The organism is [Bacillus] caldolyticus (assembly GCF_003595605.1).
Lineage (GTDB): Bacteria > Bacillota > Bacilli > Bacillales > Anoxybacillaceae > Geobacillus > Geobacillus thermoleovorans.
This window is the reverse complement of record NZ_CP025074.1, coordinates 3,060,805-3,073,917: the sequence shown is the minus strand read 5'-3', so window position 1 is coordinate 3,073,917 and position 13,113 is coordinate 3,060,805. Positions and strand designations below refer to the sequence as shown.

The following is a 13,113-nucleotide window of genomic DNA, read 5'->3' as shown; positions in this document are numbered from 1 at the left end:
GTACTTGTCAATTATAATACATGCTGACAGAAAAGGTCAATAAAAAAAAGCAGCGGCGGCCTGCTGGCCGCCTCTTCCCCGCGCTGAAAAAACGGTCATCACCCGCGGACAAGGCCCATACATATAGGGTGAAAGGGGAGTCGCCCATGGGGTCGTTTCTGATGCTGTTTGCCATTTACACCGCTTTGTTTCTTCTTGGCATGTTTATGATGAAAGCTGGGCTTTACACGTTGTCCGGCCATCGGTTAAAACGGTGGCTCATGCGCTTTACCGCCACGCCGCTGCAAGGATTTGCCGCCGGTTTGGCGACGACCGCTCTCCTGCAAAGCAGCTCAGCGGTGATGGTGATGACGGTCGGCCTTGTCGCCGCCGGCTACTTGTCGTTCCGCCAATCGATCGGCATCATTTTAGGCAGCAACATCGGCTCGACGGTCACGACCGAGCTGATGACGCTTGATATCGGCGATGGCGCCATCCCACTTCTTGTCAGCGGCGCGCTGCTTGTTTTTTTCGGCCGCCATCGCCTTGTTCTCGGCATCGGCATGACCACTGTCGGCCTCGCCGCTGTGCTGTTTGCCATGGACGGCTTTGGCAGCCTCGCTAAACCGCTTGCCGCCTATCCGTTCGTTGATGCATGGCTTAAAGAAACGAACCGATCCGTCGCTGTCGGCCTTCTTGTCGGCATCGTCCTCACCGCTCTCGTTCATTCGAGCGCGGCAACGATCGGCATCGCCATGGGATTTTTAAACGAACAGCTGTTGACGCTGTCCGCGGCGATTGCTCTGTTGCTTGGCGCCAACATCGGTACGTGCATCACCGGGCTTTTGGCTTCGATCGGCTCCAGCAAAGAGGCCCAGCTGACCGCCTACACCCATCTATGGCTGAACGTCGTCGGCGCCGCTTTGTTCGCCTTTTGGACCGAGCCGCTCGCCAGTTTTGCCGCCAGGCTCAGCCCAGCGCCTGATGTGCAGCTCGCTCATGTGAGCGTCTTGTTCAACGTCATTTGCTCAGTGGCTGCTCTTCCATTTGTCGGCGCCATCGAAAAGGTCATTCTGTTTTTGCATGACCGAAACCGGGCTTAGTAGTCAGCGCGGCCCGTCCCGCCGGTGACGATCGCCACCCCAGAGCTTGTGCCGATGCGCGTCGCGCCGGCGTTGATCATCGCCTCAGCGGTTTTCCAGTCACGGACGCCGCCTGATGCTTTGACGCCTGCTCTGTCGCCGACCGTTTTCCGCATCAGCGCCACATCCTCCACCGTCGCACCTCCGCCGGAAAACCCGGTCGACGTTTTCACATAATCAGCGCCGGCTTTCACTGCGAGCTGGCAGGCGCGCACTTTTTCCTCATCGGTCAAAAGCGCCGTTTCAACGATCACTTTGACAAGCGCCCTGCCAGCCGCCGCTTCGACAACCGCACGAATGTCGCGCTCGACAAGCTCGTCTTGCCCGCTTTTTAACGCACCGATGTTGATCACCATGTCGACTTCGCGAGCGCCGTTTTCGATGGCGTTCGTTGTTTCAAACGCCTTTGTTTCCGGCGTCGTTGCCCCAAGTGGAAAGCCGATGACCGTGCAGACGCGGACATCCGTGCCGGAAAGCTCGCGCGCCGCCGTTTTCACCCACGTTGGGTTGACGCACACGGCAGCAAAGCCGTATTGCTTTGCTTCCGTGCACAGTTGCACGATTTGTTGTTCTGTCGCTTCCGGTTTGAGCAGCGTATGATCGATCATTTTCGCGATATTCATCGTCATTCGGAGAAACCCCTTTCTGCCATTTCCGTCAAGATGGAAAGTCTGACGTCTACCATCATACCATGCTCCCTCGACAAAAACTAGCCATCCGTATTGTCTCCGGAAAAAGACAGAAAAAACCCAGCAACTAGGCTGGGTTATGAGCTCCATTTGACCGAACGGGCCATTTCATCCGGCACAACGCGGACGAACTCTCCTTCATTGTACGGATAGCCGGCTTTCGTAATCTTCACTTTGACAAGTTCACCGACCATTTCCTCGGTTGCCGGGAAGCGGACTTTCAAATAGTTGTCTGTATAGCCGACGTACAAATCCGGCCGCTCTTTGTCGCGCTCTTCCGGAATGACTTCGAGCACTTGCCCTTCAAACCGGGAGGCGTACTCTTTCGCCAATTGGTCGGACAGAGCGATCAAGCGGCGGACGCGGTCATGCTTCGTTTCTTCATCGATTTGGTTCGGCATGCGCGCCGCCGGCGTGCCGGTCCGCTTCGAATAAGGAAAGACATGCAGTTCGGAAAACCGTTGTTCACGAATAAAGTTGTACGTCTCCATAAATTCGTCTTCCGTCTCGCCTGGGAAGCCGACGATGACGTCAGAAGTCACCGCCAGCTCTGGAAACACTTCGCGCAGCCGGGCGAGCCGCTCCGCGTAAAATTCCACCGTATATTTGCGGCGCATCCGCTTGAGCACCGTATTCGACCCAGACTGGAGCGGAATGTGCAAATGGCGGACGATTTTCTCCGACCGCTTCAGCACATCAATCACTTCATCGGTGATTTGGCTCGCCTCAATCGACGAAATGCGGAGCCGCTTCAGCCCCGGCACTTGCTCGTCCAAATCGCGCAACAAGGACGCAAAGTTATAGTCTTTCAGATCGGTGCCATAGCCGCCTGTATGAATGCCGGTCAGAACGATTTCTTTATAGCCGGCGGCGACGAGCTGGCGCGCCTGGCGAATGATTTCCTGCGGATCGCGCGAGCGCATTAAGCCGCGCGCCCACGGGATGATGCAAAACGTGCAGAAGTTGTTGCACCCTTCTTGGATCTTAAGCGACGCCCGCGTCCGATCAGTGAATTCCGGCACATCCATCTCCTCAAAAACGCGCGTTTTCATAATGTTGTGAACAGCGTTGATCGGCTGGCGCTCGCGCTGGAATTGCTCGATGTAATCCAAAATTTTATGCCGGTCTTGCGTGCCGATGACAATATCAACGCCCGGAATGGCCATGACCTCAGCCGGCGATGTTTGCGCATAGCAGCCGGTCACGCAGACGACGGCGTCCGGATTGCGGCGCACCGCACGACGGATGACTTGACGGCTCTTTTTATCGCCGGTGTTCGTCACCGTGCACGTGTTGATCACATACACATCCGCACGGCTTTCAAACTCTTTTCGCTCGTAGCCGGCTTTTTTAAACAGCTGCCAAATCGCTTCGGTTTCGTAATGATTGACTTTGCAGCCTAGTGTATGAAAAGCCACTGTCGGCATCTTGTTCACCTCACTCTGCCCCCCGCTTAGGGATCAGCGGGACCGAACTTTTATAAGAAACAGCCAATGTTGCTCACTAAGCGCGCTCCGCTTCGCCGTTCGGCGCGCGCAACTCCCATTCATAAGAGGCGGCGGAAAGCAAATAGAGCGGAGCTGTTTCGGTCCGCAAAATGCGCGGCCCAAGGCTGCACGGCGAAAAGCCGTGCTGCCGAAGCTGTTCTGCTTCTTCCGGACTGAACCCGCCTTCTGGCCCGAAAACAGCCAGCAACGCGCCGCCCGGACGGAGGCGGGAAAGAAGCGCCGGAAGCGCGGCATGCCGGGCGTTTCGCGCCTCTTTTTCGTAGGCAAACAGCCGAACATCGACCGTTTGGCCAAAGGAGAGGAGCTCGACAAACGAAAGCGGCGCCCGCACGTCCGGCACCACCGTTCGTTCAGCCTGCTCAGCCGCTTCTTTCGCGATTTTTTTCCATCGCTCGACTTTTTTCTCCGCCTTTTTCGCGTCCCATTTCACGACCGACCGGGCGGCTTCGAACGGAAGAAAGCCGGCGGCGCCGAGCTCTGTTCCTTTTTGGATGACGAGCTCCCACTTTTCGCCTTTCGGCAGCCCTTGGGCGATGTAGATGCGCACCGGCAGCTCGCTTCGCTCCTCTTTCCATTGTACAATACGAGCTTGCACATGCTCATTGGCAATTTGTTCAATTTCACACACCGCCGTGCGCCCGTCTGGAAAGACGCAAATGATCCCGTCCCCCGGCTTCATGCGCATGACGCGGGCGATATGATAGGCATCATCGCCGCTGATCGCGACGATCCCGCCTTGTTGCGCCTGGCCGGAAACGAAATAGCGCTGCACAGCCATCCCTTCTTTGCTTACGGTTTCAGGGCGACAACCGCCACCCAGTCTTCCATCACGTTGATTTCCTCAATGGCAAAGCCGGCGGCAAGCAACCCGTCTTTGACGTCCTGCTTTTTCGCCTGAATGATGCCAGACGTGATGAAGCGGCCGCCTGGCTTTAACAACCGGTAGGCGTCACCAGTAAAGCGCAAAATGATTTCCGCTAAAATATTGGCGACGATCACATCAGCCGGTTCCTCGATATGGTCGAGCAAATTGTTTTGTGAGACCGTTACGACATGCTGCACCTTATTGAGCTTCACGTTCAGCCGCGCGCTGTCGACCGCCACCGGGTCCAAATCGAGCGCCCGCACCGACTGAGCGCCAAGCATCGCTGCGGCGATGCTTAAAATGCCGGAGCCGGTGCCGACGTCAATGACATGATCGCCGGGGCGCACATACTTTTCGAGCGCCTGCAGACACATGACCGTTGTCGGGTGCGTGCCAGTCCCAAACGCCATGCCCGGATCCATTTCGATGATCAGCTCATCACTAGACGCCGGCTCGTACGTTTCCCACGTCGGCACGATCGTAAACTTTTCGGACACTTTCACCGGGTGATAATGCTTTTTCCACGCCGTTGCCCATTCCTCTTCGTTTACTTCGCTCAATGTAATTTTATTTTTGCCAAGGTCGATATCATACAGCCATAAATTGTTAATCGCCTGCTTAATTTGTTCGACCGTTTCGCCAAGAAAACTGTTGACCGGCAAATATGCCTTAATGATCACCCCTTCTTCCGGATAGTCGTCCGGGTTGAGCTCGACGATCTCGCCGTACCAGTCGTCCCGTTCTTTGACCAAATCGTATGGGTCTTCGATGACGACGCCGCCGGCGCCCGCTTCATGCAAAATGTTCGAAATCGCCTCGACCGCCTCATGCGTCGTATGAATGCTGATTTCTGACCATTTCATCGCGCTTACGCTTCTCCTTTAAACGCCTTTTTGACTTTCTCAAAAAAACGGCCGTGCGGCCCGTCGTGCATCGTGTCTCCGCCGAGCCGTTCAAACTCGCGCAGCAGCTGCTTTTGCTTTTCGGTCAGCTTCGTCGGCGTCACAACGCGGACAATGACGTGCTGATCGCCTTGGCCGTAGCCCCGTACGTTCGGCACCCCTTTTCCCTTCAAGCGGAAGCGCGTGCCCGTTTGCGTGCCGGCCGGGATTTTCAGCTTCACATGGCCATGGAGCGTCGGCACTTCGATCTCATCGCCGAGCGCGGCCTGGGCGAACGACAACGGCACTTCGCAATAAATATCGTCGCCGTCGCGTTTGAAAAACTCATGTGGTTCGACTCGGAAGATGATGTACAAATCGCCCGGGGGCCCGCCATTGACCCCTGGCTCCCCTTGGCCGGCGACGCGCAGCTGCTGGCCGTCGTCGACGCCGGCTGGAATTTTGACGTGAATTTTTTTCCGCCGTTTGACGCGTCCCGTGCCGCCGCACGTTGGGCATTTCTCCGTAATGTACCGGCCCGTGCCACCGCAGACGGGGCATGTCCGGCGGTTGACGATGCGGCCAAATGGCGTCGCTTGTTCGCTTGTCACTTGCCCGCTGCCGTGGCAATGCGGACAAGACGTCGGGCTTGTGCCCGGTTTCGCTCCGCTGCCCTGGCACGTGTCGCACGTCTCTTCCCGCGGAATTTCAATTTCCGTTTCTTTTCCGAACGCCGCTTCTTCAAACGTAAGCGTCATCATATACTCGACATCCGCGCCTTTGCGCGGACCGCTCGCCCGCCTGCGCGGACCGGCGCCGAAAAACGTTTCAAAAATATCTTCAAAACCGCCAAAGCCGCTAAAGCCGCCGAAATCAAACCCTCCGCCTTGGAATCCGCCGCCGCCAAACGTTTCGTTCGGGTCGGCATGGCCAAAGCGGTCGTAGCGGGCCCGCTTTTCATCATCGCTTAACACTTCGTACGCCTCTTTAATTTCCTTAAACTTCTCCGCGGCGTCCGGGGCTTTGTTCACATCTGGATGATACTGCTTCGAAAGCTTTCGATACGCTTTTTTGATCTCGTCTTTCGTCGCGTTTTTGCTGACGCCGAGAATCTCGTAATAATCGCGCTTCGCCATCGTTGATCATCCACTCCCGATTCACTCACATAAATTTAATTTTATCATTTCCCTCTGCGGCAAGGCAATATGTCAATGCTAGAAAAAAAGTCAAAGCCAAGGCAGGCCTGACTTTGACTTTCGGTTGCATTATTTATCGTCGTTCACTTCTTCAAACTCGGCGTCCACCACGTTGTCTTTATGATTGGCAGCGCCGCCTTGCGATCCTGCACTTTGCGCCTGTTTCGCCGCTTGTTCATACAGCTTGATCGACAGCTGCTGCACCGCTTCTTGCAGCGCGTCTTTTTTCTTGCGGATGTCGTCGATGTCGTTTTTCTCGAGCGCCGCTTTCAACGCCTCTTTCGCATCCTGCGCCTTCTTGATCTCATCGGCGCTCACTTTTCCTTCGACTTCTTTGATCGTTTTGTCGGTCATGAAAATGAGCTGGTCGGCTTCGTTGCGCAACTCGGCGGCTTCTTTCCGCTTCCGGTCGGCTTCGGCGTTTTCTTCCGCTTCTTTAATCATGCGCTGAATTTCTTCTTCCGACAGGCCGGACGACGATTTGATCGTAATCGACTGCTCTTTGTTCGTTCCTAAATCTTTGGCGCGCACGTGAACGATGCCGTTGGCGTCAATATCAAACGTCACTTCAATTTGCGGCACGCCGCGCGGCGCCGGCGGAATGCCGGTCAGCTGAAAGCGGCCGAGCGATTTGTTGTCCGCCGCCATCGGGCGCTCTCCTTGCAAAACGTGAATGTCGACCGTCGTTTGATTGTCAGCCGCCGTTGTGAACACTTGCGATTTGCTTGTCGGGATCGTCGTGTTCCGTTCGATCAGTTTCGTAAATACGCCGCCCATCGTTTCAATACCAAGCGAAAGCGGGGTCACGTCAAGCAGGACGACATCTTTCACTTCGCCGGCGATCACCCCGCCCTGGATCGCCGCACCGATGGCAACGACTTCGTCCGGGTTGACGCCTTTGTGCGGCTCTTTGCCAAGCTCGCGCTTGATCGCTTCTTGGACAGCTGGAATGCGCGTCGAACCGCCGACCAAAATGACTTTATCAATATCGGCTGGCGTCAAGCCGGCGTCTTGAAGCGCCTGGCGGACCGGCCCCATCGTCCGCTCGACGAGGTGGGCGGACAACTCTTCAAATTTCGCTCTTGTCAACGTCATTTCCAAATGGAGCGGACCGTTTTCATTGGCGCTGATAAACGGAAGCGAAATTTGTGTCTGCGTGACGCCGGACAGCTCTTTTTTCGCTTTTTCCGCGGCATCTTTCAAGCGTTGGAGCGCCATTTTGTCTTTCGACAAATCGATGCCGTGCTCTTGCTTGAACTGATTGACCAAATAATCGATGATCACTTGGTCGAAGTCGTCGCCGCCCAAATGGTTGTCGCCGGCCGTCGCCTTCACTTCAAACACGCCGTCGCCAAGCTCCAAAATCGAGACGTCAAACGTCCCGCCGCCTAAGTCATAGACGAGAATCGTTTGGTCTTCTTCTTTATCAAGGCCGTAAGCAAGCGCCGCGGCCGTCGGCTCGTTGATGATGCGCTCGACTTCGAGGCCGGCGATGCGGCCGGCATCTTTCGTCGCTTGGCGCTGGGCGTCGTTGAAATACGCCGGCACCGTGATGACCGCACGCGTCACCGGCTCGCCCAAATAGTCTTCGGCGTACGACTTCAAGTATTGCAAAATGATCGCCGAAATTTCTTGCGGCGTATATTGCTTCCCTTCGATTTCGACTTTGTAATCCGTCCCCATATGGCGCTTGATCGAGATGATCGTGTTCGGGTTCGTGATCGCTTGCCGTTTGGCGACTTCGCCGACTAGGCGTTCGCCGTTTTTAAACGCGACGACCGACGGGGTCGTGCGGTTTCCTTCCGGATTCGGAATGACTTTCACTTCGCCGCCTTCTAACACGGCGACGCAAGAGTTCGTCGTTCCTAAGTCGATGCCGATAATTTTGCTCATCACTGATCACCCTCCGTTTCCGTTTATTGGCTTACTTTGACCATGGCGGGCCGCAGCACGCGGTCTTTCAGCTTATAACCTTTTTGCAGCTCCTCAACAACCGTGTTCGGCTCATAGCCTTCCGCTTCCGCCTGCATGACGGCTTGGTGCAAATAAGGGTCAAACGGCTTTCCGACCGCCTCGATCGCCTCGACGCCTTCTTTCTTCAAGGCGTCAACAAGCGACCGGTACACCATTTCCATCCCTTGCAAAATCGATTTCGCCTGTTCGTTGTCCGTCTCTATTTTCAACGCGCGTTCAAAGTTGTCAAGCACCGGAAGCAAATCGCTCGCCAAGCTTTGGGCGCGGTATTTTTCAGCCGCTTCCATCTCCTGGCGCGTCCGGCGGCGGAAGTTTTCAAAATCAGCGTACAGGCGGAGATACCGGTGTTCCATCTCTGAAAGCTTCGCTTCCAATTCGGCGATCTGCGCCTTGGCCGCCGCCAACTCCTCGGCCGTTGGCGCTTTTTCCGCCGGCTCCGCCGCTTCCTCCCCACCGGCCTCTTCAAGCGGAACGCCGCCTGATTCCTCCTCGGGCTGCGGGGCGGCTTCTTCCTCGATCGGTTGCTCCCGCTCCGGCTCATCGTATGTAGCTTGTTCCATCACTTGTTTTTCTCCTTGCTCCATCGCTTTCACCTCCCTGCCGGGGCTCTTCCCTTTTATGTATCAATGGCCACAAGGAAAGGATGGATGCGCGATCCATCCGTTATCCAATATGGCCATTCTTATTGACTTTGATACCATTTCGCGAGCGCGGCCGACAAATCGGAAGCGACACGGTTTAAGACAGTGATGACGCGCGAGTATTCCATGCGCGTTGGACCAAGAATCGCGATCGCCCCGAGCGGCTCATCGCCGACCGAATACGTCGCTGTAATCAAGCTACAGTTTTCCATGCCGCGCAGTTCGTTTTCATGCCCGATCGAAACCCGCACTCCTTTTTGGGTTTGCTTGCGGAGCAGGCGATAAATGTCTTTTTCCTGCTCAATGATGTCCAGAAGCGGGCGCACTTTTTGGATGTCGCTGAACTCCGGCTGGTTGAGCATATTCGCCTTGCCGGCGAAAAACACTTTTTCTTCTTCAGGGGCATCGAGCGTCTCAATGAGCGTATTGAGCACGCTGTCGTAGTTGCGGATGTGCCGGCGCAATACGTCGGCCACTTCCGTCTCCATTTTTTCTTTCAAATCAATGAGCGGAACGCCGTTCAACCGCTCGTTGAAAATGTTGACCATTTTTTCGAGGTCGCCTGCGTCCATCGATGACGGAATCGTCACGACCCGGTTTTCAACATGGCCGGTGTCCGTCACGACGATGGCGACGGCTGTCTGTTCGTTGAGCGGAACGATTTGCATCTGCTTCAGTTTGCTTTCTTTAAACGTCGGCCCGAGCGCGATGGATGTATAGTTCGTCAGCTCGGATAAAATTTGCGCCGACTTTTGCATCAGTTTTTCCAGCTCATAGATGCGCTCGGCAAACACGGAGCGGATTTTTTGAATGTCCGCCCTTGTCAGCCGCTGCGGCGGCAGCAAATGGTCGACGTAGTAGCGGTACCCTTTTTCCGACGGCACACGGCCGGAAGAAATGTGCGTTTTTTCAATATAGCCGAGCTCCTCCAAATCCGCCATCTCATTGCGGATCGTCGCCGAGCTGAACGCGATTTGATGCTTTTTCGATAACGTCCGCGAACCGACCGGCTGCCCAGAACGAATGAAATCGTCGATAATCACCTGCAAAATCAGCAGTTGGCGGTCCGTTAGCACGTGTCTCACCTCTGTTAGCACTCGAACAATTCGAGTGCTAAATCTACTACTAGGGTAGCAAATCGCCCGGCAAATGTCAATGTTTACATTTCGCCGAGGAACGCGGCAAACACTTCATTGCCGAGCAGCTTGCCCCGTTTGGTCAAGCGGATGTGAGTCTCCGTTTCCTCGAGGCGTCCGTTTTCGATTTCCCGGCGGATCGCCGCGCCAAATATGTCGTGGAGGTCGCGGCCGAACTTTTGCCGAAAGCAGGCTTTGGACACCCCTTCCGTTTTGCGCAGCCCTAAAAACATTTCCTCTTCCATCTGCTCGCGAGTGGTCAAGCGGCGCACGTCGCGGTGCGGCCATTGGCCGCGTTCGATCGCGCTGATGTAATGCCGGATGGGACCGATATTCGCCCGCCGCACCCCGTCGATATAGCTGTGCGCCCCAGCGCCGATGCCGTAGTACTCCTCATTGTTCCAGTACGTCAAGTTGTGCCGGCTTTCAAATCCCGGCAAAGCATAGTTGCTGATTTCGTATTGCCGATAGCCAGCGGCAGCCATCTGCTCCATCGCCGCTTCGTACATCTCGGCTTCCATCTCTTCGCCCGGTAGACGGAGCCGCCCTTTCCGCCATTCGTTATAAAAAATCGTCCTTGGCTCCAAAATGAGGGAATAAGCAGAAAGATGCGGCACATGAAGCGAAAACGCCGCTTCTAAATCGGCCGTAAACTGCTCAAGTGTCTGCCCCGGCAAACCGTACATTACATCAATGCTGATGTTCTGAAACCCGACTTCTCTGGCCAACGCTACAGCCCGTATGACGTCGCCTCGCCGGTGCGTGCGGCCGATCGTTTGCAGAAGCTGATCGTCAAATGTCTGCACCCCCAGGCTCAGCCGATTCACTCCGGCATCGCGCAAAATAGCGAGCTTTTCTTTCGTCAAGCCGTCCGGGTTGGCTTCGACGGTAAATTCGGCCGTTTGCGGGTCAAACTGAAAATGGCGGTGGATGCTCGCAAGCAAACAGCCGAGCTGCGCCGGCCCAAGCACCGTCGGCGTGCCGCCGCCGATAAACAGCGTCTTGAGTTGGCTGCCAAATTCCGCCGCCGTCCACGCCATTTCTTTGTCCATCGCCCGCAAATAGTCGTCAATCGGCTGGCCGGCGGCGAATACTTTGTTAAAATCGCAATAATGGCAAATATGGGCGCAAAATGGAATATGAAAATACGCTGAAACGGCCATCGGTCCTCCTCCTTTCAGCCGGCGGCGCCGCAGGAAACAAACAAGGCTATCCCCAACGGAGACAGCCTTGCTCGTTATTTTTTCTGGTCGTCGATTTTCAAGACGGCCATAAACGCTTCTTGCGGCACTTCGACCGACCCGATTTGTTTCATCCGCTTCTTTCCTTCTTTTTGCTTCTCAAGCAGCTTCCGCTTCCGCGACACGTCGCCGCCGTAACATTTTGCGAGCACGTTTTTGCGCAACGCTTTGATTGTCGAACGGGCGATGACCTTGTTGCCGATCGCCGCCTGCACCGGCACTTCAAATTGCTGGCGTGGAATCAAATCTTTCAGCTTTTCAACGATCGCTTTGCCGCGCTCGTACGCAGAGTCGCGATGGACGATAAACGATAAGGCATCGATTTTTTCGCCGTTTAGCAAAATATCCATCTTGACGAGATTGGACGGCCGGTAGCCGATCAATTCGTAGTCGAATGACGCGTACCCTTTTGTGTTCGACTTTAAAGCGTCGAAAAAGTCGTAGACGATCTCGGAGAGCGGAATATCGTAAATGAGCATGACGCGCTTTTCATCCAAATATTGCATATCGACAAACGTGCCGCGCTTTCCTTGACACAGCTCCATCACCGGACCGACATAGTCGTTTGGCACCATGATCGTCGCTTTCACATACGGTTCTTCAATGCGGTCGATTTTTTGCGGGTCGGGCATGTTCGTCGGGTTGTCGACGTCAACTTCCGTTCCGTCGGTCAAATGCACCTTGTAAACGACGCTCGGCGCGGTCGTGATCAAATCGATATGAAATTCGCGCTCGAGCCGCTCTTGGATGATTTCCATATGAAGCAAGCCGAGAAATCCACAGCGGAAGCCGAACCCAAGCGCCTGCGACGTTTCCGGCTCAAAGTGGAGCGCCGCATCGTTCAATTGCAGCTTCTCGAGCGCCTCGCGCAAATCGTTGTAGCGCGCCGTATCGATCGGATACATCCCGCAAAACACCATCGGATTGAGCTTCCGATAGCCCGGGAGCGGTTCAGCTGCCGGCCGTTCGGCATCGGTGATCGTATCGCCGACGCGCGTATCTTTCACGTTTTTAATCGAGGCGGTCAAATAGCCGACATCACCGACCGTCAATTCGTCGACGACTTTTTGCTTCGGCGTGAACACGCCGACTTCCGTCACTTCAAACTCCTTGCCGGTCGACATCATTTTAATGCGCTGCCCTGGCTTCACCGTTCCGTCGACGACGCGGACATAGGCGACGACGCCGCGGTACGGGTCATAAAGGGAATCAAAAATGAGCGCCTTCAGCGGCGCATCCGGATCACCCGAGGGAGCCGGAATTTTTTCGACGATTTTTTCCAAAATTTCTTCGATGCCGATGCCGACTTTGGCCGAAGCAAGCACCGCGTCAGAGGCGTCCAAACCGATGACATCCTCAATTTCTTGACGCACCCGCTCCGGTTCAGCGCTTGGCAAATCGATTTTGTTAATGACCGGCAAAATTTCTAAATTGTTGTCGATCGCCAAATACACGTTGGCGAGCGTCTGCGCTTCAATGCCTTGCGCCGCATCGACGACCAAAATCGCCCCTTCGCAAGCGGCCAAGCTGCGCGACACTTCGTACGTAAAGTCGACGTGGCCCGGCGTGTCGATCAAATGGAAAATATACTCTTCGCCATTTTTCGCTTTATATGTCAACTGAACCGCATTCAATTTAATCGTGATGCCGCGCTCGCGCTCAAGCTCCATCGTATCGAGCGTCTGCTCGCGCAATTCACGCTCCGACAGCGCCCCCGTCTTTTCCAAAATGCGGTCCGCCAGCGTCGATTTTCCGTGGTCAATGTGAGCAATAATCGAAAAATTGCGGATCCGTTCCTGCCGTTTCAACCGTTCTTCCCGGTTCATCGTCTCTCACTCCTGCTTCTTCGCAAAACTACACT

General features: G+C 55.3%; 11 protein-coding genes. 1 reads left to right on the top strand and 10 read right to left on the bottom strand.

What is annotated here, in order from left to right; all coding sequences use genetic code 11:
- Window positions 1-146 precede the first annotated feature (146 nt).
- Window positions 147-1,082 carry a Na/Pi symporter gene (locus CWI35_RS15935; RefSeq protein ID WP_023634651.1) on the top strand — a complete coding sequence of 312 codons (936 nt, stop codon included), beginning with the start codon at window positions 147-149 and terminating at the stop codon, window positions 1,080-1,082.
- Here the strand turns inward: CWI35_RS15935 and deoC are convergent.
- The 10 genes from deoC to lepA form a co-directional block, all read right to left on the bottom strand.
- Window positions 1,079-1,750 carry a deoxyribose-phosphate aldolase gene (gene deoC / locus CWI35_RS15930; RefSeq protein ID WP_047758083.1) on the bottom strand — a complete coding sequence of 224 codons (672 nt, stop codon included), beginning with the start codon at window positions 1,748-1,750 and terminating at the stop codon, window positions 1,079-1,081. The two genes, CWI35_RS15935 and deoC, sit on opposite strands and share 4 nt — an antisense overlap.
- A gap of 137 nt (window positions 1,751-1,887) precedes the next feature.
- The gene (mtaB, locus tag CWI35_RS15925) at window positions 1,888-3,237 is read right to left on the bottom strand and encodes a tRNA (N(6)-L-threonylcarbamoyladenosine(37)-C(2))-methylthiotransferase MtaB (protein ID WP_011231979.1); all 1,350 of its coding nucleotides are present in this window, start codon (window positions 3,235-3,237) and stop codon (window positions 1,888-1,890) included.
- Window positions 3,238-3,313: 76 nt separating this feature from the next.
- Window positions 3,314-4,090, bottom strand: coding sequence for a 16S rRNA (uracil(1498)-N(3))-methyltransferase (locus CWI35_RS15920; RefSeq protein WP_011231980.1), 777 nt, complete (start codon window positions 4,088-4,090; stop codon window positions 3,314-3,316).
- Window positions 4,091-4,107: 17 nt separating this feature from the next.
- The gene (prmA, locus tag CWI35_RS15915; protein WP_014196376.1) at window positions 4,108-5,046 is read right to left on the bottom strand and encodes a 50S ribosomal protein L11 methyltransferase; all 939 of its coding nucleotides are present in this window, start codon (window positions 5,044-5,046) and stop codon (window positions 4,108-4,110) included.
- Window positions 5,047-5,051: 5 nt separating this feature from the next.
- On the bottom strand, window positions 5,052-6,200 hold the full coding sequence (dnaJ, locus tag CWI35_RS15910; RefSeq protein ID WP_119877918.1) for a molecular chaperone DnaJ: 1,149 nt from the start codon (window positions 6,198-6,200) through the stop codon (window positions 5,052-5,054).
- A gap of 129 nt (window positions 6,201-6,329) precedes the next feature.
- Window positions 6,330-8,153 carry a molecular chaperone DnaK gene (gene dnaK / locus CWI35_RS15905; RefSeq protein WP_013144701.1) on the bottom strand — a complete coding sequence of 608 codons (1,824 nt, stop codon included), beginning with the start codon at window positions 8,151-8,153 and terminating at the stop codon, window positions 6,330-6,332.
- Window positions 8,154-8,176: 23 nt separating this feature from the next.
- Window positions 8,177-8,818, bottom strand: coding sequence for a nucleotide exchange factor GrpE (grpE, locus tag CWI35_RS15900; RefSeq protein ID WP_011231984.1), 642 nt, complete (start codon window positions 8,816-8,818; stop codon window positions 8,177-8,179).
- A 98-nt stretch (window positions 8,819-8,916) separates the two neighbouring features.
- Entirely contained in the window at window positions 8,917-9,951 is a 1,035-nt protein-coding gene (hrcA, locus tag CWI35_RS15895; RefSeq protein WP_011231985.1) for a heat-inducible transcriptional repressor HrcA, read from the bottom strand.
- An 83-nt stretch (window positions 9,952-10,034) separates the two neighbouring features.
- The gene (gene hemW, locus CWI35_RS15890) at window positions 10,035-11,174 is read right to left on the bottom strand and encodes a radical SAM family heme chaperone HemW (RefSeq protein ID WP_081130541.1); all 1,140 of its coding nucleotides are present in this window, start codon (window positions 11,172-11,174) and stop codon (window positions 10,035-10,037) included.
- A 74-nt stretch (window positions 11,175-11,248) separates the two neighbouring features.
- Window positions 11,249-13,078 carry a translation elongation factor 4 gene (gene lepA / locus CWI35_RS15885; RefSeq protein WP_011231987.1) on the bottom strand — a complete coding sequence of 610 codons (1,830 nt, stop codon included), beginning with the start codon at window positions 13,076-13,078 and terminating at the stop codon, window positions 11,249-11,251.
- Between the last annotated feature and the right edge of the window lie 35 nt (window positions 13,079-13,113).

Bases quoted from the DNA above. Each gene is read 5' to 3' on its own strand.
- CWI35_RS15935 (WP_023634651.1), top strand. From the start codon at position 147: ATGGGGTCGTTTCTGATGCTGTTTGCCATTTACACCGCTTTGTTTCTT.
- deoC (WP_047758083.1), bottom strand. From the start codon at position 1,750: ATGACGATGAATATCGCGAAAATGATCGATCATACGCTGCTCAAACCG.
- mtaB (WP_011231979.1), bottom strand. From the start codon at position 3,237: ATGCCGACAGTGGCTTTTCATACACTAGGCTGCAAAGTCAATCATTAC.
- prmA (WP_014196376.1), bottom strand. From the start codon at position 5,046: ATGAAATGGTCAGAAATCAGCATTCATACGACGCATGAGGCGGTCGAG.
- dnaJ (WP_119877918.1), bottom strand. From the start codon at position 6,200: ATGGCGAAGCGCGATTATTACGAGATTCTCGGCGTCAGCAAAAACGCG.
- dnaK (WP_013144701.1), bottom strand. From the start codon at position 8,153: ATGAGCAAAATTATCGGCATCGACTTAGGAACGACGAACTCTTGCGTC.
- grpE (WP_011231984.1), bottom strand. From the start codon at position 8,818: ATGGAGCAAGGAGAAAAACAAGTGATGGAACAAGCTACATACGATGAG.
- hemW (WP_081130541.1), bottom strand. From the start codon at position 11,174: ATGGCCGTTTCAGCGTATTTTCATATTCCATTTTGCGCCCATATTTGC.
- lepA (WP_011231987.1), bottom strand. From the start codon at position 13,078: ATGAACCGGGAAGAACGGTTGAAACGGCAGGAACGGATCCGCAATTTT.